The 24,750-nt window shown below is 62.7% G+C and carries 23 protein-coding genes, 1 tRNA gene and 1 pseudogene; 13 read left to right on the top strand and 12 right to left on the bottom strand.

Annotated features, from left to right (window positions below; genetic code table 11):
- Nucleotides 1–396 precede the first annotated feature (396 nt).
- The 3 genes from LB523_RS15100 to LB523_RS15110 form a co-directional block, all read right to left on the bottom strand.
- Complete coding sequence (locus LB523_RS15100) at nucleotides 397–1,242, bottom strand: aldo/keto reductase (RefSeq protein ID WP_224603793.1); 846 nt, start codon at nucleotides 1,240–1,242, stop codon at nucleotides 397–399.
- Between the two features lie 89 nt (nucleotides 1,243–1,331).
- Nucleotides 1,332–1,721, bottom strand: coding sequence for a DUF305 domain-containing protein (locus tag LB523_RS15105; RefSeq protein WP_224603795.1), 390 nt, complete (start codon nucleotides 1,719–1,721; stop codon nucleotides 1,332–1,334).
- Nucleotides 1,722–1,762: 41 nt separating this feature from the next.
- Complete coding sequence (locus LB523_RS15110; protein ID WP_224603797.1) at nucleotides 1,763–4,267, bottom strand: heavy metal translocating P-type ATPase; 2,505 nt, start codon at nucleotides 4,265–4,267, stop codon at nucleotides 1,763–1,765.
- Nucleotides 4,268–4,452: 185 nt separating this feature from the next.
- On the opposite strand from LB523_RS15110, the gene LB523_RS15115 reads away from it, so the two are divergent.
- A complete protein-coding gene (locus tag LB523_RS15115) occupies nucleotides 4,453–7,254 on the top strand; it encodes a [protein-PII] uridylyltransferase (protein ID WP_224603800.1) in 2,802 nt (933 codons plus the stop codon).
- A gap of 39 nt (nucleotides 7,255–7,293) precedes the next feature.
- Entirely contained in the window at nucleotides 7,294–8,901 is a 1,608-nt protein-coding gene (gene murJ / locus LB523_RS15120) for a murein biosynthesis integral membrane protein MurJ (protein WP_224603802.1), read from the top strand.
- On the opposite strand, the gene LB523_RS15125 is transcribed toward murJ, so the two are convergent.
- A complete protein-coding gene (locus LB523_RS15125; RefSeq protein ID WP_095766110.1) occupies nucleotides 8,876–9,280 on the bottom strand; it encodes a type II toxin-antitoxin system VapC family toxin in 405 nt (134 codons plus the stop codon). The two genes, murJ and LB523_RS15125, sit on opposite strands and share 26 nt — an antisense overlap.
- Complete coding sequence (locus LB523_RS15130; RefSeq protein WP_095766111.1) at nucleotides 9,280–9,525, bottom strand: type II toxin-antitoxin system VapB family antitoxin; 246 nt, start codon at nucleotides 9,523–9,525, stop codon at nucleotides 9,280–9,282. Before LB523_RS15130 ends, LB523_RS15125 begins: the two co-directional genes overlap by 1 nt.
- A gap of 234 nt (nucleotides 9,526–9,759) precedes the next feature.
- Between LB523_RS15130 and trpS the strand changes: the two genes are divergently transcribed.
- The 3 genes from trpS to LB523_RS15145 all read left to right on the top strand — a co-directional run bounded on the left by trpS (nucleotide 9,760) and on the right by LB523_RS15145 (nucleotide 12,188).
- Nucleotides 9,760–10,827, top strand: coding sequence for a tryptophan--tRNA ligase (gene trpS, locus LB523_RS15135; RefSeq protein WP_224603806.1), 1,068 nt, complete (start codon nucleotides 9,760–9,762; stop codon nucleotides 10,825–10,827).
- 98 nt (nucleotides 10,828–10,925) lie between these two features.
- On the top strand, nucleotides 10,926–11,417 hold the full coding sequence (locus tag LB523_RS15140) for a universal stress protein (protein ID WP_095766113.1): 492 nt from the start codon (nucleotides 10,926–10,928) through the stop codon (nucleotides 11,415–11,417).
- Nucleotides 11,418–11,618: 201 nt separating this feature from the next.
- Entirely contained in the window at nucleotides 11,619–12,188 is a 570-nt protein-coding gene (locus LB523_RS15145; RefSeq protein WP_095766114.1) for a NifU family protein, read from the top strand.
- A gap of 158 nt (nucleotides 12,189–12,346) precedes the next feature.
- Here the strand turns inward: LB523_RS15145 and LB523_RS15150 are convergent, their stop codons facing one another.
- Nucleotides 12,347–12,964, bottom strand: a complete 618-nt coding sequence (locus LB523_RS15150; RefSeq protein WP_140802045.1) for a L,D-transpeptidase — start codon at nucleotides 12,962–12,964, stop codon at nucleotides 12,347–12,349.
- Nucleotides 12,965–13,191: 227 nt separating this feature from the next.
- Between LB523_RS15150 and cueR the strand changes: the two genes are divergently transcribed.
- Nucleotides 13,192–13,581, top strand: coding sequence for a Cu(I)-responsive transcriptional regulator (gene cueR, locus LB523_RS15155; protein WP_224603820.1), 390 nt, complete (start codon nucleotides 13,192–13,194; stop codon nucleotides 13,579–13,581).
- Between the two features lie 13 nt (nucleotides 13,582–13,594).
- Here the strand turns inward: cueR and LB523_RS15160 are convergent, their stop codons facing one another.
- Entirely contained in the window at nucleotides 13,595–14,065 is a 471-nt protein-coding gene (locus tag LB523_RS15160) for a nucleoside deaminase (protein ID WP_224603824.1), read from the bottom strand.
- 124 nt (nucleotides 14,066–14,189) lie between these two features.
- Here LB523_RS15160 and LB523_RS15165 point away from each other — a divergent pair, with 124 nt between their 5' ends.
- The 4 genes and pseudogenes from LB523_RS15165 to LB523_RS15180 all read left to right on the top strand — a co-directional run bounded on the left by LB523_RS15165 (nucleotide 14,190) and on the right by LB523_RS15180 (nucleotide 17,323).
- Nucleotides 14,190–14,435 (top strand): hypothetical protein, encoded by a 246-nt coding sequence (locus LB523_RS15165; protein ID WP_224527017.1) that lies wholly within the window; start codon nucleotides 14,190–14,192, stop codon nucleotides 14,433–14,435.
- Between the two features lie 151 nt (nucleotides 14,436–14,586).
- A pseudogene (locus LB523_RS15170) lies at nucleotides 14,587–15,434 on the top strand (IS1595 family transposase).
- A gap of 229 nt (nucleotides 15,435–15,663) precedes the next feature.
- Nucleotides 15,664–17,181, top strand: coding sequence for an ATP-binding protein (locus LB523_RS15175; protein ID WP_224603826.1), 1,518 nt, complete (start codon nucleotides 15,664–15,666; stop codon nucleotides 17,179–17,181).
- Nucleotides 17,144–17,323, top strand: a complete 180-nt coding sequence (locus tag LB523_RS15180; RefSeq protein ID WP_224603828.1) for a hypothetical protein — start codon at nucleotides 17,144–17,146, stop codon at nucleotides 17,321–17,323. Before LB523_RS15175 ends, LB523_RS15180 begins: the two co-directional genes overlap by 38 nt.
- Nucleotides 17,324–17,668: 345 nt before the next feature.
- On the opposite strand, the gene LB523_RS15185 is transcribed toward LB523_RS15180, so the two are convergent.
- A tRNA-Ser gene (locus LB523_RS15185) sits at nucleotides 17,669–17,740 on the bottom strand.
- Between the two features lie 195 nt (nucleotides 17,741–17,935).
- Nucleotides 17,936–18,304 carry a hypothetical protein gene (locus LB523_RS15190; RefSeq protein ID WP_224603830.1) on the bottom strand — a complete coding sequence of 123 codons (369 nt, stop codon included), beginning with the start codon at nucleotides 18,302–18,304 and terminating at the stop codon, nucleotides 17,936–17,938.
- A gap of 139 nt (nucleotides 18,305–18,443) precedes the next feature.
- Here LB523_RS15190 and LB523_RS15195 point away from each other — a divergent pair, with 139 nt between their 5' ends.
- From LB523_RS15195 to LB523_RS15205, 3 genes are all read left to right on the top strand, one after another.
- Nucleotides 18,444–18,944, top strand: coding sequence for an MmcB family DNA repair protein (locus LB523_RS15195; protein WP_224603832.1), 501 nt, complete (start codon nucleotides 18,444–18,446; stop codon nucleotides 18,942–18,944).
- Between the two features lie 182 nt (nucleotides 18,945–19,126).
- Nucleotides 19,127–19,873: an SDR family NAD(P)-dependent oxidoreductase gene (locus LB523_RS15200; RefSeq protein ID WP_224603833.1), complete on the top strand. Its 747-nt coding sequence runs from the start codon at nucleotides 19,127–19,129 to the stop codon at nucleotides 19,871–19,873.
- 41 nt (nucleotides 19,874–19,914) lie between these two features.
- A complete protein-coding gene (locus tag LB523_RS15205) occupies nucleotides 19,915–20,958 on the top strand; it encodes an RNA polymerase subunit sigma-70 (protein WP_224603835.1) in 1,044 nt (347 codons plus the stop codon).
- Here the strand turns inward: LB523_RS15205 and nhaA are convergent.
- From nhaA to LB523_RS15220, 3 genes are all read right to left on the bottom strand, one after another.
- Nucleotides 20,955–22,145, bottom strand: a complete 1,191-nt coding sequence (gene nhaA, locus LB523_RS15210; RefSeq protein ID WP_224603837.1) for a Na+/H+ antiporter NhaA — start codon at nucleotides 22,143–22,145, stop codon at nucleotides 20,955–20,957. The two genes, LB523_RS15205 and nhaA, sit on opposite strands and share 4 nt — an antisense overlap.
- A gap of 327 nt (nucleotides 22,146–22,472) precedes the next feature.
- Nucleotides 22,473–23,036 carry an ActR/PrrA/RegA family redox response regulator transcription factor gene (locus LB523_RS15215; RefSeq protein WP_040993706.1) on the bottom strand — a complete coding sequence of 188 codons (564 nt, stop codon included), beginning with the start codon at nucleotides 23,034–23,036 and terminating at the stop codon, nucleotides 22,473–22,475.
- 293 nt (nucleotides 23,037–23,329) lie between these two features.
- Nucleotides 23,330–24,655, bottom strand: a complete 1,326-nt coding sequence (locus tag LB523_RS15220; RefSeq protein WP_224604571.1) for an ActS/PrrB/RegB family redox-sensitive histidine kinase — start codon at nucleotides 24,653–24,655, stop codon at nucleotides 23,330–23,332.
- Nucleotides 24,656–24,750 lie beyond the last annotated feature (95 nt).

The raw sequence follows: 24,750 nt of genomic DNA on the forward strand, positions 1-24,750 counted from the left end.
GCCCTCTACATGGCAGCCCTCACTGCCATTCGAACCTGTGAGCGCTTCAAGACCTTCTACACCGCACTTGCTGCCCGGTCGGGCTCCAAGAAGCTCGCTATCATCGCCGTCGCAAGGAAGCTCCTGGTCGTCCTCAACGCTATCATTCGCGACAAAACCGCATTCGCGTGAACACAGTTGCCATTCCGTGACATCGAGGCGTAGCAAGGGTGCAGAATTCTGCTTCGCCGCATCCCACGCCCCAGGTCACGGAATGGATTCCAGGGTCTCCGCGACGCCGCTTCGCGGCTGCTCCGCCCTGGAATGACGATCGCGATGGGCGTTTCGGCCAATCTTCAGCGCATGCCGCCTGCCATACAACAGAGCCGGCAGATCAACATCCCTGTGGCAGTGCCACTAAATCATCTCCAGGCCGCGCTTGCGCGTCGGCGGCGGGAAGGCGCGATCGAGCTCGGCAAGGTCTTCCGCCGTCAGAGCGATGTCGAGCGCGGCGGCGTTCTGGCGGACATGCTCCTGGCGGCCGGCCTTCGGGATTGCGATGACGCCGTCCTGCATCATTATCCAGGCAAGCGCGATCTGCGCCGCCGTGGCGTTGTGGCGGGCGGCGACCGCCTCGAGCCGCGCATTGCGGGCCAGCGCGCCCTGCTCCACCGGCGAATAGGCCATCAGCGGTATGCGGCGCTGCCGGCTCCACGGCGCAAGGTCGAATTCGAGCCCGCGCCGCGACAGGTTGTAAAGCACCTGGTTAGTCTGGACATTGCCGCCGGACGGCAGACTGACTAGATTCTCCATCTCGTCCGTGTCGAAATTGCTGACGCCCCAGTGGCGGATCTTGCCTTCCGTTTTTAGCGCCTCGAACGCTTCCACGGTTTCGGAAAGCGGCACACTGCCCGGCCAATGCAGCAGATAGAGATCGATGCGGTCGGTGGCGAGGCGCTGCAGGCTGCTCTCGCAGGCCCGTTTCACGCCGGCGCGCGAGGCGTTGGAGGGCAGCACCTTGGAGACCAGGAAGGTCTCGTCCCGGCGCCCGGCGATGGCTTGCGCCACCACCTCCTCGGCGCCGCCATCGGCATACATTTCGGCCGTGTCGATCAGCGTCATGCCGAGGTCCAGCCCAAGCTTCAGCGCCGCGACCTCATCGGCGTGGCGCCGTCGATCCTCACCCATCTTCCAGGTGCCTTGGCCCAGCACCGGGACGGTTTCGCCCGACGGCAGCTTCAAGGTTCTGATCAACGAGGGCATGGGCTTCTCCGCGTAAGGCTGGATCGCAGCACAGCCACAGCTGGAAATCCAGACCGACGCCGGCTGGCCGCCCGGATTTCCCGCAGTGACTATTTCGCCGGATGCTTGGCGAGCCAGTCCTGCATCTGCTTGATCTCGGCCTCCTGTGCCGTGACGACGCCTTGAGCGAGCTTGCGTATCTCCGGGTCCTTGCCGTTGGCGATCACCACATTGGCCATGTCGATGGCGCCCTGATGATGCGGGATCATGCTGCGGACGAAATCGACATCGGCATTGCCGGTGTATTTGATCGTCATGTCCTTATGCATCTTCTTCATCGCCTTCTCGTAGCCGACGGTGGCCGGGCTCTGGGCGCCCATCGCCATCTTGGACATGTCGTGCTTCATCTCCTCCGACGAGGCCGGCACGCTTTCGAGGAACACGGCGAGCAGCATTCCGGCCGCCATCAAAAGCAGCACGATTTTCTTGGCCAGGGTCATTCAAGTCTCCTTCTGTTGGATTTCGTATCTGGGGGATTTGCTCAGAGTTTCAACGTTCTCAGCCGCAGCGCGTTGCCGATCACGGAGACCGAGGACAGGCTCATCGCCGCCGCCGCCAGCATCGGCGACAGAAGCGTGCCGGTGAGCGGATAAAGCACGCCGGCCGCGACCGGCACGCCGAGCACGTTGTAGAGGAAGGCAAAGAACAGGTTCTGGCGAATGTTGCGGATCGTCGCCTGGGCGAGCGTGCGTGCCCTGACGATGCCGTTGAGGTCGCCTTTGACCAGCGTAATGCCGGCGCTTTCGACCGCGACATCGGCGCCGGTGCCCATGGCGATGCCGACATCGGCGCCGGCCAGCGCCGGCGCGTCGTTGACACCGTCGCCGGCCATGGCGACGCCGGCGCCCTTGGCACGCAGTTCCTCGACCAGCGCGCCCTTCTCATCCGGCAGCAACCCGGCGCGGACCTCGTCGATGCCGAGCCTGCCGGCGATCGCTCGTGCCGTGCGCTCGTTGTCGCCTGTCGCCATGATGATGCGCAGCCCCTTGTCGTGCAGCGCCTTGATCGCCTCGGCCGTCGTAGTCTTTACCGGATCGGCGACAGCGACGATGCCGGCGAACCTGCCGCCGACGGCCACGAACATGGCCGTCTTGCCTTCGGCCTGCAGCGCCTCGGCATCGGCCGCCGGCGTTTCGACGCCGAGATCAGTCATCATGGCCGCATTGCCGAGCGCGACCTTCCTGCCCGAAACCGTGCCCGAAACGCCCTTGCCGGTAATGGCTTCGAAATCGACCGCGTCGGCCAGCTTCAGGCCGCGCGCGGCAGCGCCCCCGACGATCGCCTCGGCCAGCGGATGCTCGGAGCCCTTTTCCAGCGCGGCCGCGAGGCCCAGCAGCTCGTTCTCGCCGATGCCCGCGGCCGGAACGACATCGGTAAGCCGCGGCTTGCCCTCGGTCAGCGTACCGGTCTTATCGACGATCAGCGTGTCGACGGCAGCAAAGCGCTCCAGCGCCGCCGCTTCCTTGATCAGCACGCCGGCATGCGCGCCGCGCCCGGTCGCGGTCATGATCGACATCGGCGTCGCAAGACCGAGCGCGCAGGGACAGGCGATGATCAGCACCGACACCGCCGAGACGATGGCGAAGATCAGGCTCGGTTCGGGGCCGAGGATCGACCAGGCGATGAAGGCCAGGACCGCGACCAGCACGACGGCCGGGACGAAATAGAAGGACACGCGGTCGGCCAGACCCTGGATCGGCGCCCGCGAGCGCTGCGCCTTGGCGACCAGCTCGACAATGCGCGACAGCGTGGTCTCGGCGCCGACCTTTTCGGCGCGCATGACCAGCGAGCCGTTCTTGTTCAGCGTGCCGCCGGTGAGCGTGTCGCCTTGCGTCTTCTCGACCGGCAGCGGTTCGCCGGTGATCATCGATTCATCGATCGCCGACCGACCCTCGAGAACGATGCCGTCGACCGGGAGGGCATCGCCGGGGCGGATGCGCAAGCGGTCGCCCGACTTGACGCTGTCGAGCGGCACGTCCTTCTCGGAGCCGTCGGCGCCGATCAGCCGCGCTGTCTTCGGGGCAAGGTCGAGCAGGGCGCGGATGGCCGAGCCGGTGCGCTCGCGGGCCTTGAGTTCCAGCACCTGTCCGAGAAAGACCAGCGCGACGATGACGGCGGCGGCCTCGAAATAGACCGGGACGGCGCCGTCATGACCGCGGAACTGATGCGGAAAGACGCCCGGGAACAGGGCGGCGATCACGCTGTAGAGGTAGGCGGCCCCGACGCCCAGCGAGATCAGCGTCCACATATTCGGGCTACGGTTGAGGATCGATTCCCAGCCGCGATGGAAGAACGGAAACGCCGCCCACAGAACCACCGGGCTCGCCAGCGCCAGCTCTATCCAGGTCTTGGTGCGGCCGTCGATGAGGGTTTCGAAGCTGAAGCCCAGCATCGGCGCCATGGCAATGATCAGGAGCGGCACGGAGAGCACCGCGCTGACCCAGAACCGGCGGGTGAAATCGACGAGCTCGGGATTCGGGCCTTCCTCGCCTGTCGGCACACCCATCGGTTCCAGCGCCATGCCGCAGATCGGACAGGAGCCGGGCTTGTCGCGGATGATCTCGGGATGCATCGGGCAGGTGTATTGCGTGCCCTTGGGCATCGGCTGCGGCTCGGGCCGGCCAGCGAGGTATTTTGCCGGCTCCGCCTCGAATTTGGCCTTGCAACCGGGGGAGCAGAAATAGAAGCCCTGCCCTTCATGGCGAACGAAGTGCTTCGCGCTCGCGCGGTCGACGCTCATGCCGCAGACGGGGTCCGTGGCCGTCAAATAGCCCTCGGGCTCGGCCTGGAATTTCGTGCGGCAGCGCTCGCTGCAGAAATGAAAGGTGCGGCCGCCATGCTCGGCCGTCGGCTTGCCGGCCGCCGGATCGACCGTCATGCCGCAGACAGGATCGCGAATCACCGCTTCGGTGTCGGGCGCGACATTCTTCGCAGAGCAGCAGCCGCCGCCATGCGCATGATGGTGGTGGTGGTCGGAATGGGTCATCAGCAATACCTCGGAATTCTCGAATTGAGGCGGAGGTAGTCCTTCCAGTAACTGGAAGGTCAAGAGCCGGTTTCGACTTTTGCGAAAATCGGCCGGGCGATTACCGATTACGCTTCTGCGCGATGGCAATCGCGGCCGCCTGCCCCATACACAGCGCCGCGAAAACAGGCTATAGACGCCGCCGAATGGCAAAGATCTCCCTGAAACTCGACGAAATCATCGATGGCGATGCGCTGCGCCGCGACTTGACCGCGTTGACGGCGGCGAGCGCCGGCGACGGTTCAGGACCGGCCGTCCGCACGGCCGTCCTCCAACTGCTCAAGGCCAGGATGGCCGAAGGGCGAAAGATCGCCGAGACCATGCTCAAGCAGGACGGCGGCGGCAATGCCTGCGCCGAGCGGCTGTCGCATCTGATGGATGAACTGATCCGGGCGCTCTATGATTTCGCCGCCACCCATGTCTACCGGGTCAAGAACCGGTCCGCGGCCGAGCGCATGGCGATCGTTGCCGTCGGCGGCTACGGCCGCGGCACGCTGGCGCCGGGTTCCGACATCGACCTGCTTTTCCTGCTGCCCTACAAGCAGACCCCATGGGGCGAGCAGATTGTCGAATACATGCTCTACATGCTGTGGGACATGGGGCTGAAGGTCGGCCACGCCACCCGCAACATCGACGAGTGCCTCAGGCTGTCGCGCGGCGACATCACCATCCGCACGTCGATCCTCGAGGCACGCTTCCTGTGGGGCGAGCAGAAGCTCTATGAAGAACTGCTCACCCGTTTCGATCACGAAGTGGTGCGCACGACCGGGCCGGAATATGTGCAGGCCAAGCTCGCCGAGCGCGACGAACGCCACGCCAAGGCCGGCGAAAGCCGCTATCTGGTCGAGCCCAATGTCAAGGACGGCAAGGGCGGCCTACGCGACCTGCAGACGCTGTTCTGGATCGGCAAATATTTCTACCGCGTGCGCACCGGCGAGGAACTGGTCGAGAAGGGCGTCTTCACCGAGGCCGAATATCGCGAATTCCAGAAGGCCGAGGATTTTCTCTGGGCGGTGCGCTGCCACATGCATTTCCTTACCGGCAAGGCGGAAGAGCGGCTGCATTTCGACATCCAGCGCGAGATCGCCGAGCGGCTGGGCTATACGACGCATCCCGGCCTGTCGGCGGTCGAGCGCTTCATGAAGCACTATTTCCTCGTCGCCAAGGATGTCGGCGACCTCACCCGCATCTTCTGCGCGGCGCTGGAGGAAGAGCAGGCCAAGCACGTGCCGGGCTTCAACCGCATCTTCCTCACCTTCCAGCGGCGCAAGCGCAAGCTTGCCGGCACCTCCGACTTCATCGTCGACAACCACCGCATCAACATCGCCGACGACAGCGTGTTCGAGCGCGACCCGGTCAACCTGCTGAGGCTGTTCTGGTTCGCCGACAAGCACGGACTGGAATTCCACCCCGACGCGCTGAAGCTACTCACCCGCTCGCTCGGGCTCGTCAACAAGTCGCTCCGGCGCGACGAGGAGGCCAACCGGCTGTTCCTCGACATCCTGACATCGGACCGCAATGCCGAGCTCAATCTCAGGCGCATGAACGAGGCGGGGCTGCTCGGAAGGCTGATCCCCGACTTCGGCAAGATCGTCGCCATGATGCAGTTCTCGATGTACCACCACTATACGGTGGACGAGCATCTGATCCGCTGCATCGGCGTGCTGGCCGAGATCGAGCGTGGCGACGGCGCGAAGGTGCATCCGCTGTCCCACACGCTGATGCCTGGCCTGAGAAAGAGCCGCGAGGCGCTCTATGTCGCGGTGCTGCTGCACGACATCGCCAAGGGCCGGCCGGAAGACCATTCGGAAGCCGGCGCCAGGATCGCGCGGCGCATCTGCCCGCATATGGGGCTGTCGGCCGCCGACACCGAGACCGTCGCCTGGCTTGTCGAGAACCATCTTGTGATGTCGATGACGGCGCAGACGCGCGACCTCAACGACCGCAAGACGATCGAGGATTTTGCTTCGATCGTGCAATCGGCCGAGCGGCTGAAGCTGCTTTTGATCCTCACCGTCTGCGACATCAGGGGCGTCGGGCCGGGCGTGTGGAACGGCTGGAAGGGGCAGTTGCTGCGCACGCTCTATTACGAGACCGAATTGCTCCTGACGGGTGGCTTCTCGGAAGTCTCGCGCGCCGAGCGCACGGCCGCGGCGCGCGAGCGGCTGGCCGAGGCGCTGTCTGCCTGGCCGGCGAAGGAGCGCAAGCGCTATGTCGCGCAGCACTACGAGAATTACCTTCTGGCGGTTGATCTGGCCGACCAGCTTCGCCATGCCGAATTCATCCGCGAGGCGGATGCGGCCGGCAAGAAGCTTGCCACCATGGTCAAGACGCATGAGTTCGAGGCGGTGACGGAGATCACCGTGCTGGCGCCGGACCATCCGCGCCTGCTTTCGATCATTGCGGGAGCTTGCGCCGCCGCGGGCGGCAACATCGTCGACGCGCAGATCTTCACCACCTCGGACGGCCGCGCGCTGGACTCCATCCTGATCTCCAGGGAGTTCGACCGGGACGAGGATGAGCGCCGCCGCGCCGAGCGCGTCGGCCGGCTGATCGAGGACGTGCTTTCGGGCAAGAGCTGGTTGCCCGAGATGATCGAGAAGCGCACCAAGCCGAAGCGCGGCGCCAAGGCGTTCCGGATTCCGCCGCGCGCCGAGATCCGCAACACGCTGTCGAACCGTTTTTCGGTGATCGAGGTCGAGGGGCTGGACCGGCCGGGCTTGCTGTCCGAGATCACCGGGACGCTCTCCGACCTTTCGCTCGACATCGCCTCGGCGCATATCACGACCTTCGGCGAGAAGGTCATCGACACGTTCTACGTCACCGACCTGACCGGGCAGAAGATCGACAGCCCGACGCGCACCGCCACCATCCACAAGCGGCTGATCGATACGCTTGAAGGCAATTCGTCCGAACGTAACGGCAAGGCCAAGGCGGCGGCCGAGTGACATCCATTTGACGCAATTTTTCTGGCAGTCGTTCCCAGCATGAGCCTAGTCAAGAAATTCGCCACCGTCGCCTCCGGCACGCTGATGAGCCGTGCGCTGGGCTTCGGCCGCGAGATGCTGATGGCGGCAGCACTCGGCACCGGACCGGTCGCCGACGCCTTCAACGCCGCTTTCCAGTTTCCCAACACCTTCCGCCGGCTGTTCGCCGAGGGCGCCTTCAACGCCGCTTTCGTGCCGCTGTTCGCCAAGGAGATCGAGCAGCATGGCACCGACGGCGCCAAGCGCTTCTCGGAGGAAGTGTTCGGCGTGCTGTTCTCCGCGCTTCTGGCGCTGACCATCGCGATGGAACTGGCGATGCCGCTGATCGTGCGTTACCTGGTGGCGCCGGGCTTTGCCGACATTCCAGGCAAGTTCGAGACGACCGTCCGGCTTGCGACAATCATGTTCCCGTATCTCATATGCATGTCGCTCGGCGCCATGATGGCCGGGATGCTGAACTCGCTGCGCCGCTATTTCGCGGCGGCGATCGCGCCCGCCTTCCTCAATATCATCCTGATCGGCGTGCTCGCCTATGCCTGGTATCACGGGCTGGACGCGCATGATGTCGGTTTCGGCCTGTCCTGGGGCGTGCTGGCTGCAGGCATCGTGCAACTCGCCATCGTCTGGATCGCGGTGCGTAATGCCGGCATCTCGATCGGCTTCCGCCGGCCGAAGATGACGCCCAACGTCAAGCGGCTGCTGATCCTGGCACTGCCGGCGGCGATCACCGGCGGCATCACGCAGATCAACCAGCTGATCGGCACGGCGATCGCCTCGGCGCAGAACAGCGCCGTGTCGTCGCTCGCCTATGCCGACCGCATCTACCAGCTGCCGCTCGGCGTCGTCGGTGTGGCCGTCGCCATTGTGCTGTTGCCGGAACTGTCGCGGGCGCTGAAATCGGGCAATTTGGTCGAGGCAGCCAATTTGCAGAACCGCTCGGTCGAGTTCACCTTGTTCATGACGCTGCCCGCCGCCGCGGCACTCTGGGTGATGTCCGAGCCAATCGTGCGGCTGGTCTATGAGCGCGGCGCCTTCGCCGCCAACCACTCGACGCCGATCGTCGCCTCGATTCTGGCGATCTTCGGCCTCGGCCTGCCGGCCTTCGTGCTGATCAAGGCATTCACGCCAGGCTATTTCGCCCGCGAGGACACGCGCACGCCGATGATCTTTGCCGCCATCTCGGTCGTCGTGAATGTCGCCACGGCGCTGAGCCTGTTCCCGTCGATGGGCGCGCCTGGCATCGCGGTGGCTTCGGCAGTCGCCGGCTGGGTCAACGCGCTGATGCTGCTCGCCATGCTGATCAGGCGTGGCCATTGGGGCCGCGACGTGCCGCTCTTGCGACGCATTCCCCGGCTGGTGCTTTCCGCCGTAATCATGGCCGTGGCGCTTTACTTCGCGGAGCGCCACTTTGCCGCGCAGATTGGACCTGGCTCGCCGCTCGTGGTGAAGGTGACGACGGTGCTTGGGCTGGTCGCCGGGGGCGCCGCGCTCTATTTCATCGCCGCCTTCGGCACCGGCGGCGCCGATTTCGGGATGCTCCGGCGGAATGTGAAGCGTCGTTCACCCAAGGCGCTACCGCCCGTCAGGGAACAGTCTCCAGATCCGTGAGTCGGAATTCGTTGGCCGTAGAAAGTATCGGAACGGCGTAGTATCGGGCGCAAGCGTAGTGGAAGCAGTCCGCCATATTTAGGCGGATAGCATTGTTGCGAAACCGCGCAGCGGCCTCGACGGATAGGGATGTTGCCTCGGATGCAGGCGGAAGCTCGTGCAAGGCAATTGCCCGCTCTTCCAGAAAGCGGTCTACAATCTCCGCGCTTCTGGCGACCGGAATCGCCAGCTTTTCTGGTCGCGCGAGCGCCATCGCTGCCTCCCAAACGGCTATCGCCGACGTGAACGGTGCCGATGCCTTCATGACGGCCTGCGCGCATCGCTCGGCTTCCGTCTCGTTGCTTAGGATCGCGACGATGGCTGCGGCGTCGACAAACATCAGTCGTCGCCGGAAAGTTCATCATAAACGGACTGCGGCAGCGGTTTGCGCGCTTGTTCGCTAAGCTTGATTCCAAACTCGGCTCGCAGTCGTGCCGCCGTTTCCAGCGGCGTCTCGCGATTGCGGCGCCGCTCCAAGGCTTCGCGCATGGCGATCACGATTGCCTCGGTGATGCCGACCCCTTCAGCTTTGGCGAAAGCGCGCGTCAACCTGTCGGCTTCCTTATTGTTGATGTTGATGGTCATGGCTACATTCCTTCATGTAGTTAGAAATATGTAGCCTATGCCCGGCAAATGTCAACGTACCGATGCCCCATGCCAGCTCGTCCGCGCCTCTTGATCCCGCAACGTGCTTCGTCCATAAGCGCGCCGTCGCAAGACTTTCGCCGCGCGCGGTTTCCAGCCGCATGATTGGCTCCAAAAAGTCTGCAACTTTTTGGAATCATGCTTAGACGGCCCTCCACAAGCCATGAGGAATTCATGTCCGCCTTCAAGCCACTCGTCTTTTCGGGCGTCCAGCCGACCGGCAACCTGCATCTCGGCAACTATCTCGGCGCCATCAAGAAATTCGTCGCCCTCCAGGATCAGTCCGACTGCATCTATTGCGTCGTCGACCTGCACTCGCTGACGGCGCAGCTCGTGTATCAGGACCTGGGCGACCAGACGCGCTCGATTACCGCGGCGTTCCTGGCCTCCGGCATCGACCCCAAGAAGCACATCGTCTTCAACCAGTCGCGGGTCATGCAGCACGCCGAGCTCGCCTGGATCCTCAACTGTGTGGCACGCATCGGGTGGATGTACCGGATGACGCAGTTCAAGGACAAAGCCGGCAAGGACCGCGAGAACGCCTCGCTCGGCCTGCTTGCCTATCCGAGCCTGATGGCCGCCGACATCCTGCTTTACCGCGCAACGCATGTGCCGGTGGGCGAGGACCAGAAGCAGCATCTGGAGCTGACCCGCGACATCGCCCAGAAATTCAACAACGACTTCTCCGAGAAGATCGCAGCCCTTGGCGTCGGCGTCCAAATGCAGGTCGGCGAAGAGACGGTGAACGGCTATTTCCCGATTACTGAACCGGTGATCGGCGGCCCGGCGGCGCGCATCATGAGCCTGCGCGACGGCTCGAAGAAAATGTCGAAGTCGGACCCGTCGGACCTGTCACGCATCAACCTGACCGATGATGCCGACACGATCTCGAAGAAGATCCGCAAGGCCAAGACTGACCCCGAAGCCTTGCCGAGCGAGATCGACGGGCTGGAAAGCCGGCCCGAGGCGGAAAATCTCGTCGGCATCTATGCCGGCCTCGCGGAAATCTCGAAGGAAGAGGTGCTGAAGGAGTATGGCGGGCAACAGTTTTCCGTGTTCAAGCCGGCGCTTGCCGATCTTGCCGTGGAGAAGCTGGCGCCGATCGCTTCCGAGATGCGCCGCATCGAGGGCGACCGCGCCTATGTCGACGCCGTGCTCAAGGATGGCGGCGACCGGGCCCGCGCAATCGCCGAGGGCACGATGAAGACGGTGCGCGACATTATCGGCCTTCTGCAGGACTGATCCAGCGACCTCCTCGGACCATTGCCGCGCCGACCGGCGGCTTGCCGCCGGTTCGCGGCAGTGGCAGATTGCGACCGAACCATACCGAGCAGATAGACATGGTCTCCAAACGCCTCAGCCGCGAAGCCGGCCATCGCCGCAAGTTCCTGGCGATCATCGACGACACGCCCGAATGCGAGCGCGCCGTCGCCTATGCCTCGAAGCGGGCGCAAAGCACCAGCGGCGTGCTGGTGCTGCTCTACGTCATCGAGCCGGACGACTTCCAGCACTGGCTGGGTGTTGAGAAGATCATGCGCGAGGAAGCCACGGCGACAGCCCGCGCGGCGCTCGACGGCTACGCCAACAAGGTGCGCCAGCATGCGGGGATCGAGCCGGAGCTGGTGGTGCGCGAAGGCAAGCCGACGGAAGAAATCCACAAACTGATCGAGGAAGACCAGGACATCGCCATCCTTGTGCTGGCCGCCGGCGCCGGCAAGGAAGGCCCAGGGCCGCTGGTCAGCGCGGTCGCCGGGCGCGGCGCGGCTTTTCCCATTCCGGTCACGGTGGTGCCGCAGAACCTGTCCGACGAAGAGATCGACAGCCTGGCTTGAGGTGCTTCGATATTCAGGTGAGGCCGGCGTGCAAATGGCGGCCTGACCTGAATCTCGATCCACCTCGACATTCGTGATAGAAGCCGAAAAACATTCCGCCAGCCAGCCGTTCCAGCGACGCGTTTCGCTTGAATGTCCAGCCGATAGAGCCTATTTAGAATTATTCCAAACTATCGGCCCGGGAAGGGCCTGGAGATACCCATGTTCATCCAGACCGAATCGACGCCGAACCCGGCGACGCTGAAATTCCTGCCGGGCAAGGAAGTGCTGCGCGAAGGCACAGCCGATTTCCGCAACGCCGAAGCCGCGGCGGAGGCCTCGCCGCTGGCCGGTCGCCTGTTCGAGATCCCGGGCGTCACCGGCGTCTTCTTCGGCTATGATTTCATCACCGTGACCAAGGATGGTCCGGACTGGCAGCACCTGAAGCCGGCGATCCTCGGTGCCATCATGGAGCATTTCATGTCCGGTGCGCCGGTCATGGCCGCGACCGCTCCGGCGAGCGAAGCCGGCGAGACCGGCGAGTTCTACGACAAGGCTGACGAAGAGCTGGTGCTGACCATCAAGGAACTGCTCGACACGCGCGTGCGCCCGGCCGTCGCCCAGGACGGCGGCGACATCACCTTCCGCGGCTTCGAGAACGGCACCGTGTTCCTGCACATGAAGGGCGCCTGCGCCGGCTGCCCGTCATCGACGGCAACGCTGAAGCACGGCATCCAGAACCTGCTTCGCCACTTTGTTCCGGAAGTGCAGCAGGTCGAGCAGGTCGCCTGAGAACCCACTGGCCGGCCGCATCGTGCGGCGAAGCGAATTCCGATCCAAGATCGCAAAAACAAAAAACCGGGCCCCAACAGCCCGGTTTTCTGTTTTTGGACGTCTTGTTGTTGCCTAGACGGTCCGCTTGCGAAAGCTTTTGGCCTCGGCCTTCGTGATCACATCACGATGACCTTGGCGCCGACCGACGTGCGGTCGTAAAGATCGATAATGTCCTGGTTCATCAACCGGATGCAGCCCGACGACATCGCCTTGCCGATCGAGAACCATTCCGGGCTGCCATGCAGGCGGTAACCCATGTCGCCGCCCTTGTTGAAGAGATACATGGCGCGCGCGCCGAGCGGGTTCTTCAGGCCCGGCTCCATGCCGCCGGCGAACTTGGCGAGCTCGGGCTGGCGCTTGATCATCTGCGAGGGCGGCGTCCAGGTCGGCCATTCGCGCTTCAGCGCGATATGGGCCGTGCCGTGCCATTCAAAACCCTCGCGGCCGACGCCGATGCCGTAGCGCATCGCCATGCCGTCGCCCTCGATGAAATAGAGGAACTTGTTCTGCGTATCGACGATGATGGTGCCCGGCTTCTCCGACGAGTCGTACCGCACTTCCTGGCGGTGGTACCGGGCGGGGACCTTCTCGATCGGGATGCGCGGCAGCTGATAGCCGGCATCGGTCATCGCGCCATAGTTGTTGGTGAACATTTGCCCACCGATGGTGCTGCACCCGCTGATCGCGGTCGACAGCGCAAGAGCGGCGAGGATTGCAAATGACTTCAAGCGCATGAAAAGGTCCGACGCCCCGCCTCGATACCAGCGGCACGAGTCGGCCGCTTTGTTGCCACCATTCATGCTGGCATTTCTTTTGCTTGCCAAGCGCGCACTGCCTATATGCAAGGCCTTACGCGCCGGTAAGTGCCCGACTGCGGCATTTTCGCAACAGGCCTTACAGGATTATCAAGCAAAATCAATGGGGCGACTTGGGAAGCCGCCTGCGATGCGAGGAGAGCGCCATGAATGTCGGTGATGCCGCGGAGCGTTCCGGCCTGCCGGCCAAGACCATCCGCTACTATGAGGAGATCGGACTGATCCGCCCGGCGCGGGCCGAGAACGGCTATCGCGATTACTCCGGCGACGATATCCACCGGCTCGCCTTCCTGCGCCGTGCGCGCAATCTCGGCTTCTCAATCGACGATTGCAGGCAGCTGATGGCGCTCTATCAGGACCGCGACCGCGCCAGCCATGACGTGCGCGAGATCGCCGCCGCCCATGTCAGGGCGATCGAGGAGAAGGTACGCGAATTGCAGTCGATGCGCTCGACGCTGCAGACACTGATCCACGCCTGCCACGGCGACGACCGGCCGGACTGTCCGATCCTGGACGACATGGCGGGCGCGGCCTGAGGTCCGAGGCCTGTCAGCGCTTCCAGAAATCGCGGTGCGGGGCGAGCATCTCGTCCGCGATTTCGGGAAAGGGGCCGAACACCTCGATCTTCTTCTGGCCGGAGGCGAAGGCGGTGCGCGAGGCGAGATTCATGGTCGGGTTCTCCGCGTGATCGTCGGTGAGCGCCAGGAGGCTGGTTTCCTCGACCCCGTAGACCAGGCTTCCGATATTCGCCCAATACATCGTGCCGGCGCACATGGCGCATGGTTCGAAGGTCGAGACCAGCGTGCATTGCCAGAGGAACTCCGGCTCATAGGCCGCCGCGGCGCGGCGGGCGAGCTCGGTCTCGGCATGGCGCACCGTATCGAGATTGCCCTGCCGCATCAAAATGCGATCGTCCGGCCCGACCAGCACGCAGCCGAACGGATGATGCCCATGCGCCGCCGCCTCGCGCGCGACGGCATCGGCGGACCGGAGGTGGGCGAGCATCTGGTCGCGGGTCATGGGAAATTCCTTTCATGGCGAGATTGCTGCCATGAGGCATGACCAGCAAGGCTAATCTTCTCTGAACCACGGCTCAAGCATCTACTTGGCTTTGCGCTCCACCCGTTCCTGGTTTGATGCTATTTTGACGATCACCTACAATGAGATTGCCGGGATGGCCATCCACGAGGACATCGAACGGGTCGAGCAGCATATCCGCGAGATCGAACAGCGGATCGAGCGCCAGCGCGCGGTCATCACCCAGGCCGAAGAAAACGGCCTGCCGACCGACGGTCCGAGCAATTTCCTGTGGTTCCTGAAAGAGACATTGAGCCTGAGCCGCGACCACTTGGCCAGGCTTCTGGCGGATGAATTTCGAGCGGGGGACTAGCAGTAGCGGGCCTCGCCGTAGACATCTGCTTTAACCCGGTGACTTTTGCGTCACCGACCATCGAAGGAACCGACAATCGCCGACCTGACGGCGATTATATATTTGACAAACCAAAACGCATATGCGATAACGAATCCAAGGAGTTATCGCTATGTCCATCCTGTCCCGCCCTTACTTCCACGACGAAGCCGCCGCATTTGAGCACGTCGAAGGCATGTTATGGCCGCAGGGTCCGGTCTGCCCGAAGTGCGGTTCGATGGACAAGCACTACAAGCTGGTAGGCGTTCGCTCAAAGCCGTCGAAGAAAAGCCCGCATGGTGTCGAACGTCACGGCCTGTATAAGTGCGGTGCCTGCCGTTCTCAGTTCACGGTCCGCATGGGCACCATCTTCGAGGAAACCCACCTCCCACTGCACAAGTGGTTGCAGGCCATCCACCTTATGTGCTCGTCCAAGAAAGGTATCAGCGCTCACCAGATGCACCGCGTTCTGGAGTGCACCTACAAGACCGCGTGGTTCCTCTGCCATCGTATCCGCGAAGCCATGCGCTCGGATGACCTCACTCCTATGGGTGGCGTCGGCATGGTGGAGCGCGGTGGCAGGCCCGTTCATTCCACGTCGATACGGCTCGCATGGGCAACGTCATGCCTATCGTTCGGCCCAACATTGCCAAGGAAAGCGCCTTGATGACGGACGAGAGCGGCATCTATCGCCGCGCCAGCCAGGATTTGGCCTCGCACGAATTCGTCACGCATTCCAAGGACGAATACGTTCGCCCAACGTCCACACCAACACGATTGAAGGCTATTTCTCGATCTTCAAGCGCGGCATGACGGGCGTTTACCAGCATTGCGCCGAACACCATCTGCACCGCTATCTGGCAGAATTCGACTTCCCGCTATAGCAACCGCGTTGCCATGGGCGTTGATGACGCCGTGCGGTCGCTCGTCGCCTTGAAGGGTGCCAAGGGTAAGCGCCTCACCTATCGAACAGCTTATTGAAGCTAGCGAGGACATTACCGAAAACCCGTTCAACTACAGTTGCCGCTCTGGCGAACTGCCCATCGGCGTAAGGGTCGAGTATGATTTCCCTATCGGATTTCACCAGATTATGGATGGAGGTGGAAAACGTTTCAGGAACGATTTCTTATCGGCACGTTTTTACGCGTTGAAATTCAAGCGTTTAAACGCGGATTGACACTTAGTGAAATTGCTGTTTCTCTAACTACATATGGACCAGATTGCGACGAATGACATCAAGCGCCGGATTGCGCGCGACAACCCATGGTGGGTCGATGGGAACATCGAGATACCAGAAGCATCGCTACCCAAACGGGTCTATTTTCATTCGTTCAAACGTCTCGCCTTAGATACGGCAGTCAAGAGAGCGGCAGTCCTTCTTGGACCGAGGCGTGTCGGCAAAACCGTCATGATTAAGCAGTTGGTGGCAGACGCCCTCTCACACGGCTACCACGCACACAACATATTGTACGCGAGCATCGACGCCCCGGTCTATTCCGGCATGTCTCTCGAACAGTTTATTGACTTCATGCCAAGCGCAGAGGGTGGCCCAAGGATCGTTATTTTCGATGAGATTCAGTATCTTAAAGACTGGGAAGTTCATCTAAAGGATCTCGTCGATAACTACGTCGGCGTAAAGTTCGTCGCCACCGGATCGGCCGCAGCGGCGCTGCGTCTAAAGAGCAATGAATCTGGGGCGGGTCGTTTCTCAGATTTCATGCTACCGCCCCTGACCTTTTATGAGTTTCTGACGTTCCTTGGAAAAGACGAGGAGCTAATAAGGGTCGCTGACTCCAATGGGAGAAGCACCTATAGTACCACGAACATTGTAGCTCTTAATGAGTTATTCTTGGACTACCTAAATTATGGTGGCTACCCTGAAGCGGTTTTGAATTCATCAATCCGCGATAACCAAGATCAGTTTATTGGCAATGACATCATCGACAAGGTCCTCTTGAAAGATTTGCCGAACCTTTATGGGATTCAGGACACCCAGCAACTAAATCGTCTTTTTTCTTTTTTGGCGTACAACGCTGGAAAAGAGGCGAGCCTTGAAAACATTTCCCAGACCTCTGGCATAAACAAGCCAACCATCAAGAAATACATAGAGTATTTGGAAAGCGCCTTTCTCATAATCAAAGTTGGCACAGTTGACGATAATTGTAATATAGGACTGCGAGAGCGAAATTTTAAGATATACCTCAATAACCCGTCGATGCGATCCGCTCTCTTCTCCCCGGTTGCGCCGGAAGATAGCGAAAGCATCGGCTATCTCTCTGAATGTGCGGTGTTCTCGCAGTGGCAACATTCATCGGCATTCAGACGGCTACGATACGCTAGATGGAAGGGCGGGGAGGTTGATGTTGTATTGCTGGGAGGCGCTAAAGATAAGCCTGTATGGATTGGAGAAATAAAATGGTCAGACAAACCGATCAAGAATTTCGGCGAGCAAACCAAATCGATAAAACATTTCGCTAAGAAGCACCCTCATATCAAGGACTGCTTCCTTACCACGAAGACCGTTTCCGGAACCAGATTAATCGATGAACTGAGGGTTAAGGTCTCGCCGACTGCCCTGTATTGTTACACGGTCGGGCGAAACGTGACGAAGATTAACGAGTTTCTGCAAAGGCAGATCGCCCATGCGGATGATAGCATTGACGACGAAGAAATTGATGATGACGAGTTTGATGACGACGATGGCGAAGAACTCAGCGAAGTCCGTTAAGACCCAGCGGGAAAAATTCGAGGATGCCGCTCGCGAACTCGGAACGGACGACAGCGAAGAGCGCTTTGACCGCGTGTTGAAAAAGGTCGCGAAATCACCGCCGCCTAAGGACGAAAAGCAAAAGAAGGGTGACCCGATCTAATCCAAGACGCCCGTGCGCTTTAGGTCGTCGATTTCACGCAAGATTAGGTACCTCGCAACATCCGTAGGGCTCGATCCGTAGCCCTTAAGGACGAGGGCCTCTAGGCTGGCAAAGGTTTCAAGCGGCAAGGTCGGCTCGACCTTTTTCGTCTCAATCGCTTTCTTTGGACGTCCAATCATCGGGCATTGATCGAGTTTCTATCCCCTTAATACCATCTATTAAGAGGACAAAAACATTGCGCTGTCGAATCCGCTCTGGCATCGTGGCCCTAGAGAAGTGATTCGCATCGCTGGATTTTCAGCGCTAGAAAGGAGATGGGCGTCCCGAAGGACGCCCATCGTGGTGAGGCCGGGGTCGGAATCGAACCGACTTAACGCAAATTTCCGGGTTGCTGCATAACCATTCTGCCTCCCGGCCACACATCGCCCCGCCCCAAAGGCGGGGCGAATCACATCAGGCACAAAGTACGCCGGTTGCGGCGGCCAGCAAACACTAAATCTAGCTATCCCCCGGTTGTTAGCCGCGAAAGGCCGCGCCGGTCTGGGGTCACCGGGCAAGGTGCGCCTTCATTCAGTGAAACGGGACAGGGCCGGCGAATTAAGTCGGCAATCGTTATTCCTTGGCGTTCTTGGTGTCCGTCTCACGAAGATCGAGAAGCTGGGGGAGTCCCAGCAATATCAAGATGAAACCAGCGTAGAAGAACAGACATCCTGCAATGGTTGATAGATTCCCGTTCAGGCCATCCACTATGGCGCGGGTATCCACATTAAAGGGAACCTGGGCTGCCTTTATGTCAGCCAAGGCCACGGCGTAGGCGCCGGTTTGAATGCCAGTGGTATAAGCGAGAAGTGCGGTCCCTGCGAGAAGGGACACGACTATCAGCAGTATTGCGATAGGCGGGAATTGCTTGTGATGCTTGTAGGCAAGCCAACCCGTTGTGCCCACCCACGTTGCCGCCAGTCCATAGAAAAGCTGTTCCATCACCCCACCCGCAGCGCATATTAGCCGTCGAGCTTTCATATCAGCGCACCCCGGTTTCGGGCAATGGGTTTGTCAAATATACAATCGCCGACCTGACAGGGGGTTCAAACCGTGAACAAAATCTGGCATGGTGCCTCCCATGCCACTCATTTCCCCGATTCCCCTTAACCCGTTGATCGACGGCCGCCAGTCGGAGCGCGCCATGCTGGTGCGGCGCGGCGTGCAGCGGCTGCTCACCGAAATGGGCGCGCATGTGCTGCCGGAGCTGTCTTTGGCCACAGGGCGCCGCGCCGATCTCGTCGCGCTGACCAGGCAGGGCGACATCTGGATCATCGAGATCAAATCTTCGATCGAGGATTTCAGGGTCGACCGCAAATGGCCGGACTACCGGCTGCATTCCGACCGCTTCTTCTTCGCCACCCATCCCGGCGTTCCGGCTGACATCTTTCCCGAGGAATGCGGCTTCATCCTTTCCGACGGCTATGGCGCGGAGATCCTGCGCGATGCGCCCGAGCACCGCATGGCGGCAGCGACACGCAAGGCGCTGATGTTGCGGATTGCCCGCGCGGGCGCCGCGCGGCTCTTGGCGGCCGAGCTTGCCGGCGTCGCCGTACCGGCGCTGGATGGCGAGAGCGAGTAGTCGTCGCGGTGTGTGGATGCTGGTGCGTGACCGCTGGCTTCCGACCTCAGGCCGAGCTCAGGCCGGCCCCCAAGCGCAAGGCCAGCGAGAATTTTCGTCTCGCTCCGATGATTTTCGCCGATCCCGATTGTCTTCACCTATAGGCGCGTCCGGATGGCCGGCGGCCTGGAAAAAGGTGATCAATGAAACCGTTGCAAAATCAGAATGTCGTCGTCGTCGGAGGCAGCCGGGGTGTCGGCCGCTCGATCGTGGAAGCAGCGCTTGGCGCGGGAGCGACCGTGCTCGCGGTCGCCCGTGGCGCCGCCGACCTGAAGCAGCTCGCCTGGGAACGCCCGGGCTTGAGGACGCTTAGCACGGACGCGACGGCGGAAGGCGCACCGCAAGCGGTTTTCGATGCGCTGGCACCCGACGTGCTGGTGGTCTGCGCGGGCGCGCTCGCCCCTTCGGCGCCGATCCAGGAGCAAAGCTGGGAGGCCTTCTCGGCGAACTGGGAGATGGACGTCAAGGCATCGTTCCTGTTCTGTCGGGAAGCCCTCAAGGGCCGGCTCAAGCCTGGAACCCGTGTGCTGCTGATCGCCAGCGGCGCCGCCTTCAGCGGCGGTCCGCCGAATTCCGGCGGCTATGCCGGCGCCAAGCGCATGCAGATATTTCTGGCCGGCCATTGCCAGAAGGAATCGGACCGCCTCGGCCTCGGCGTGCGCTTCATGGCGCTTTCGCCGGCCCGCATCATGCCGGGCACCGGGGTCGGCGATCGCGGCATTGAAGGCATCGCGGCCTATATGGGCATCCGCCCGGCCGACTTCCTGGCCAGCATGAGCGACATGCAGACGCCGGCCGATGTCGGACAGGCTGTGATCCAGCTCTCGACGGGCAAGCCGCAGGGCAGCTCCTTCACCGTAAGCGGCAGCGGCCTTGCGGCGGCGCCATGAGACGCGCAGGATGGCGGCCGAATTCAGCTCCCCGGGCTCCCATGACTGACGCTTCCGGCCCTATCGAGCCTTTGGGCCGGCCAGGCCAGCCGGCCCTCGACCGGCGGGCCTTCGAGCGCCTGACCGTCGCCCATCGCCGCGCGCTGAAGCTTCATTGCTATCGGATGATGGGCTCGCTCAACGAGGCGGACGATCTCGTCCAGGAGACGTTCCTAAAGGCGTGGCGCGCGCGGGCGCAATTCGACGGACGCGGCTCGGCGCGCGGCTGGCTCTACGCGATCGCCACCAACAGCTGCCTCAATGCGATCAAGGCACGCTCGCTGGCGCGACGCATTCTTGAGCAACCCGAGCGGCCGGCCTCTGAGGGCAGAGCGACCGGCGGCCCGGCCACGGAGCTCGCCTGGCTGGAGCCGTATCCGGACGCCGAGCTGCCCGACATCGCCGATGACAGGCCCGGCCCGGAAGCGCGCTATGAGGCCCGCGAGGCGGTGCGGCTCGCTTTCGTGGCGGCAATCCAGCTGTTGCCGCCGAGGCAGCGCGCGGCCTTGCTGCTTTGCGATGTGCTCGGATGGTCCGCCATCGAGACCGCGCAATTGTTGGGCGGGTCGACCGACTCGATCAACAGCGCCTTGCAGCGGGCCCGCGCGACGCTGGGCGAACGCTACCCGCAGGGGCGCCCGCCGCAGCGGTCGCGGCCCAACGCGAACGAAGGCGTGCTGCTCGAACGCTACATGCAGGCTTGGCAGGCCGACAATCTCGACGGACTCGTCGAGCTGCTGCGCGAGGACGCCATCTACCACATGCCGCCATGGCGGGAATGGTATCATGGACGCCCGGCGATCGGCGCTTTCCTGGGCAGCGTCTGGGGCAATTTTGCCGGCTATCGCGCGGTGGCCATCGGCGCCAACACCCAACCGGCCGTGGGCGTCTACGCGCTCGGCCGCCAGGATTCCGTGTGGCAGCCGCATTCGCTGCATGTCCTCGAAGCCGCCGGCGACAAGATCGCCTCGCTGACGATCTATGTCCCGCCGCTCGGCCCCGCTTTGTTTTCAGCCTTCGGCCTGCCGCCGGAACCTCGGGGCTAGTTCAAATCTTCTTCCGCTCCGCCGCCCGCCGGCGCCATGAGCAGGATGGCGGCGCCCAAGAGGGCGGCAATCAGCGAGCCGGCGAGGATGCCGACCTTCACCGCGTCCTGCAGCGCCGGGTCGCCGGCGAAGGCAAGCAGGCCGATAAACAGGCTCATGGTGAAGCCGATGCCGCAAAGCAGCGAAATGCCCAGCATGTGCAGCCAGCCGGCATTGGCCGGCAGGTCGGCGAGGCCAAACCGGATCGCGAGCGCCGACGAGCCGAAGACGCCGACCAGCTTGCCGAGCACAAGGCCGGCGGCGACGCCAAGCGTCAGCGGCTCAACCAGTGCTGCAAGGCTCAGGCCGCCGAGCGAGACGCCGGCATTGGCGAAGCCGAAGATCGGGATGACGAGGAAGGGCACCAGCCTGTGCAAGCCGTGTTCCAGCCTATGCAGCGGCGAATGCTCGAGATCGCGGCTGATGCCGGGAGACCGCACCAGCGGGATGGTGAGCGCCAGCGCCACGCCGGCGAGCGTCGCATGCACGCCCGACTTGAGCACCAGCACCCACAGCAATGCGCCAAGCAAGAGATACGGCCAGAGCTTCATGACCCGTATGCGGTTGAGCACGACGAGCAGCGCGATGACGACGAAGGCGGCGGCCAGATAAGCGAGCGACAGGCCGCTGGTGTAGAACAGCGCGATGATGATGACGGCGCCGAGATCGTCGATGATGGCAAGAGCGGTGAGGAAGACCTTCAGCGACGCGGGCACGCGGCTGCCGAGCAGCGAGAGCACGCCGAGCGCGAAGGCGATGTCGGTGGCGGTAGGGATCGCCCAGCCGGAGAGCGCTGCCGCATTGTCGCGGTTGATCAAGACATAGACCAGCGCCGGCACCGCCATGCCGCCGGCGGCGGCGATGCCCGGCAGCACTCGGCGCGGCCAGGTCGAGAGCTGTCCGTCCAGCATCTCGCGCTTGATCTCGAGCCCAACCAGCAGAAAGAACACCGCCATCAGCCCGTCATTGATCCAATGCGATACGCTGAGCGGCCCGAGATAGGCGTGCAGGACGGCGAAATAAGTTTCGGCCAAAGGCGAGTTGGCGACGATCAGCGCAAGGGCTGCGGCCACCATCAGGATGATGCCGCCGGCGGCCTCGCCGTCGAGGAATTCACGCAGGATCGATTTCGGCCGCTTATCTTGCATGGTCCCTCCGCCCGTCACCCCGACCTGACGGCCGGAACCTAAAAGGTATGATGCGCAGCCCGGCTGGCGAAGCAAGCGTTCGAGTTCACATTGACAGATCGCCTGCTTCGGAAGTTGGCCGAAACGCCCGTCTCTTCGTCATCCACGGGCGAAGCAAGGAGCGAAGCGACGCGGCGCAGACCCGAGGATCCATTCCGTTACATCGGAGCGGTGCCAACGGTGCAGAATTCCGCTCCGCTGCGTTCTGCGACCGGGATCACGGAATGGATCCTAGGGTCTTCGCGACGGAGCTTCGCTCCTGCTTCGCCCTAGGATGACGACACTCGTTTAACGCGGCGCGCGCTTTGCCAGTATCCGCTGCAAGGTGCGGCGGTGCATGTTCAACCGTCGCGCCGTCTCGGAGACGTTGCGGTCGCACATTTCGTAGACGCGCTGGATGTGCTCCCAGCGCACGCGGTCGGCCGACATCGGGTTTTCCGGGGGCGCCGCACGTTCGCCGGAGGTGCGGGTGAGCGCGGCGAAGACGTCGTCGGCGTCTGCGGGCTTGGAAAGATAGTCGACGGCGCCGAGCTTCACGGCGGTCACCGCGGTGGCGATGTTGCCGTAGCCGGTCAGGATGATGGCGCGGGCGTCGTCGCGCTTCTCGCGGATGGCAGCGACGACATCGAGGCCGTTGCCGTCGCCGAGCCGCATGTCGACAACCGCATAGGCCGGCGGATGGGCGCGCGCCTTGGCGACCGCCTCTTCCACGCTCTCCGCCGTCTCGACCACGAACCCCCGTGTCTCCATGGCGCGGGCAAGCCGGGTGAGGAACGGCTTGTCGTCCTCGACGATGAGCAGCGAGGTGTCCTCGCCCTCGACCATAGCGCCAGTCGTTTCGTCTCCGCTCATCTTATCGGCATCCCACTGACCTGAGGCGCGCCGCGCCGAAACCTACCCTGGCGAAGGCCCGTCCGATCCCTGTTTCCGGGCATATCGTCTTCCCCAAGCCGCTGCACAGTTTTAGGCGACATGCCTCACTTTTACGCAGATACAGTCCTGCAAAGGCAATGTCCAATTTTTAGAGCCGGCAACAGAGCTGCCATGCGGTAATTGCAAGGCTTTCTCACCGTTTCGCAATTCCGGAAGGAAAGCTGCGGCGAAGTTGCCGAGCCCAACCGCTGCGCACTTTTTCTGGAATTGCGCTAGGCATTGTCGAACATGGTGGCCGAGGCCTGTTCCTGGTTGAGGAAGAGGCCGCGCGGCCAGGAGATCTGCACCACTGCGCCTTCGCCGAGCCCGCTCGAATTGCGGAAATCGACGGTGGCGCCGGAACGCTCCAGCAAGGTCTTGGCGATGAACAGCCCGAGCCCCAGGCCGCCGCCGGCCTCAGTGCCCTGGCGCGTCGACATATAGGGCTCGCCGATGCGGTCGATGATCTCGGCGGGGAATCCCGGCCCGTCGTCGGTGATGGAGAAGATGACCTTCTCGTCGTCCCAGCTCCAGCTGACGGTGACGGCGTTGCGGGCGAAATCGACGGCATTCTCGACCAGATTGCCGAGCCCGTAGATGACGCCGGGATTGCGCTGGCCGACCGGCTCGGGACCGATGCGCTCGCCGGGCCGCAGCCGGATCGAGATGCCGAAATCGCGATGCGGCGCCGTCACCTCCTCGACCAGCGAGGTGAGCGGCATGCGCGACAGATGCGCTTCGCCTTCCGAGGAAAGGCTGGTCAGCCGCTTCAGTATCTCGCGGCAACGCTCGCTTTGTGAGCGCAAGAGCTTCACGTCCTCGCCATATTTCGGATCCTTGCCGAGCGCCTTTTCCATCTCCTTGGCGACGACGGTGATGGTGGCCAAGGGCGTGCCCAGCTCGTGCGCGGCCGCCGCCGCCAGCCCGTCCAGCGCCGAAAGGTGCTGCTCGCGCTGCAGCACCAGTTCGGTGGCGGCCAGCGCATTGGCGAGCAGGCGCGCTTCCGCAGCGACGCGGAAGGCATAGATGGCGGTGAAGGCGATCGAGGCAAACACAGCCATCCACATGCCGGCGACATAGATGAAGGGCATCGGCAGCGGCGAGCCCTCATACCAGGGCAGCGGCAAATGGAAGAACACCAGAAGCGTGGCCGCCAGTATGACCAACGCGCCAAGGATGGCCGTGAACCGCAGCGGCAGCGAAGCGGCGGAGATGACGACCGGCACCGACAGCAGCACGCAAAACGGATTGGTCAGGCCGCCCGTCATGTAGAGCAGGCCGGTGAGCTGGACGCCGTCGAAGGTGAGGATCACGAAGGCCGAAAGCGGGGTGAGCCGATGCGCCGCCGGATAGCGGAAGGTGAGCCACAGATTCATCCAGGCCGAGCAGGCGATCAGCGCAAAGCACATCGACACCGGAAGCGGGAATTTCAGGCCATAGGCGACGACAAGCACGGTCAGGCTCTGCCCGACAATCGCCAGCCAGCGCAGACGGATCAGCGTGTTGAGCCGCAGCCGCTGGCTTTGCTGGGAATCGGGCGCGCGCAGGATGTTGGTCATTGCCAAGGATTACAGCCGCAGGAGCGGAAACGATAGAGCATCGTCTTTGCCTGATGCATGTCGTTGTCCCAAAACCGCTGCGCACTTTTGGGCGA

It is taken from the genome of Mesorhizobium sp. ESP-6-4 (assembly GCF_020164735.1).
Lineage (GTDB): Bacteria > Pseudomonadota > Alphaproteobacteria > Rhizobiales > Rhizobiaceae > Mesorhizobium.

Coding starts and splice junctions, on each gene's coding strand:
- LB523_RS15100 (WP_224603793.1), bottom strand. CDS start 1,242: ATGCCCTCGTTGATCAGAACCTTGAAGCTGCCGTCGGGCGAAACCGTC.
- LB523_RS15105 (WP_224603795.1), bottom strand. CDS start 1,721: ATGACCCTGGCCAAGAAAATCGTGCTGCTTTTGATGGCGGCCGGAATG.
- LB523_RS15110 (WP_224603797.1), bottom strand. CDS start 4,267: ATGACCCATTCCGACCACCACCACCATCATGCGCATGGCGGCGGCTGC.
- LB523_RS15115 (WP_224603800.1), top strand. CDS start 4,453: ATGGCAAAGATCTCCCTGAAACTCGACGAAATCATCGATGGCGATGCG.
- murJ (WP_224603802.1), top strand. CDS start 7,294: ATGAGCCTAGTCAAGAAATTCGCCACCGTCGCCTCCGGCACGCTGATG.
- LB523_RS15125 (WP_095766110.1), bottom strand. CDS start 9,280: ATGTTTGTCGACGCCGCAGCCATCGTCGCGATCCTAAGCAACGAGACG.
- LB523_RS15130 (WP_095766111.1), bottom strand. CDS start 9,525: ATGACCATCAACATCAACAATAAGGAAGCCGACAGGTTGACGCGCGCT.
- trpS (WP_224603806.1), top strand. CDS start 9,760: ATGTCCGCCTTCAAGCCACTCGTCTTTTCGGGCGTCCAGCCGACCGGC.
- LB523_RS15140 (WP_095766113.1), top strand. CDS start 10,926: ATGGTCTCCAAACGCCTCAGCCGCGAAGCCGGCCATCGCCGCAAGTTC.
- LB523_RS15145 (WP_095766114.1), top strand. CDS start 11,619: ATGTTCATCCAGACCGAATCGACGCCGAACCCGGCGACGCTGAAATTC.
- LB523_RS15150 (WP_140802045.1), bottom strand. CDS start 12,964: ATGCGCTTGAAGTCATTTGCAATCCTCGCCGCTCTTGCGCTGTCGACC.
- cueR (WP_224603820.1), top strand. CDS start 13,192: ATGAATGTCGGTGATGCCGCGGAGCGTTCCGGCCTGCCGGCCAAGACC.
- LB523_RS15160 (WP_224603824.1), bottom strand. CDS start 14,065: ATGACCCGCGACCAGATGCTCGCCCACCTCCGGTCCGCCGATGCCGTC.
- LB523_RS15175 (WP_224603826.1), top strand. CDS start 15,664: ATGGACCAGATTGCGACGAATGACATCAAGCGCCGGATTGCGCGCGAC.
- LB523_RS15180 (WP_224603828.1), top strand. CDS start 17,144: ATGACGACGATGGCGAAGAACTCAGCGAAGTCCGTTAAGACCCAGCGG.
- LB523_RS15190 (WP_224603830.1), bottom strand. CDS start 18,304: ATGGAACAGCTTTTCTATGGACTGGCGGCAACGTGGGTGGGCACAACG.
- LB523_RS15195 (WP_224603832.1), top strand. CDS start 18,444: ATGCCACTCATTTCCCCGATTCCCCTTAACCCGTTGATCGACGGCCGC.
- LB523_RS15200 (WP_224603833.1), top strand. CDS start 19,127: ATGAAACCGTTGCAAAATCAGAATGTCGTCGTCGTCGGAGGCAGCCGG.
- LB523_RS15205 (WP_224603835.1), top strand. CDS start 19,915: ATGACTGACGCTTCCGGCCCTATCGAGCCTTTGGGCCGGCCAGGCCAG.
- nhaA (WP_224603837.1), bottom strand. CDS start 22,145: ATGCAAGATAAGCGGCCGAAATCGATCCTGCGTGAATTCCTCGACGGC.
- LB523_RS15215 (WP_040993706.1), bottom strand. CDS start 23,036: ATGAGCGGAGACGAAACGACTGGCGCTATGGTCGAGGGCGAGGACACC.
- LB523_RS15220 (WP_224604571.1), bottom strand. CDS start 24,655: ATGACCAACATCCTGCGCGCGCCCGATTCCCAGCAAAGCCAGCGGCTG.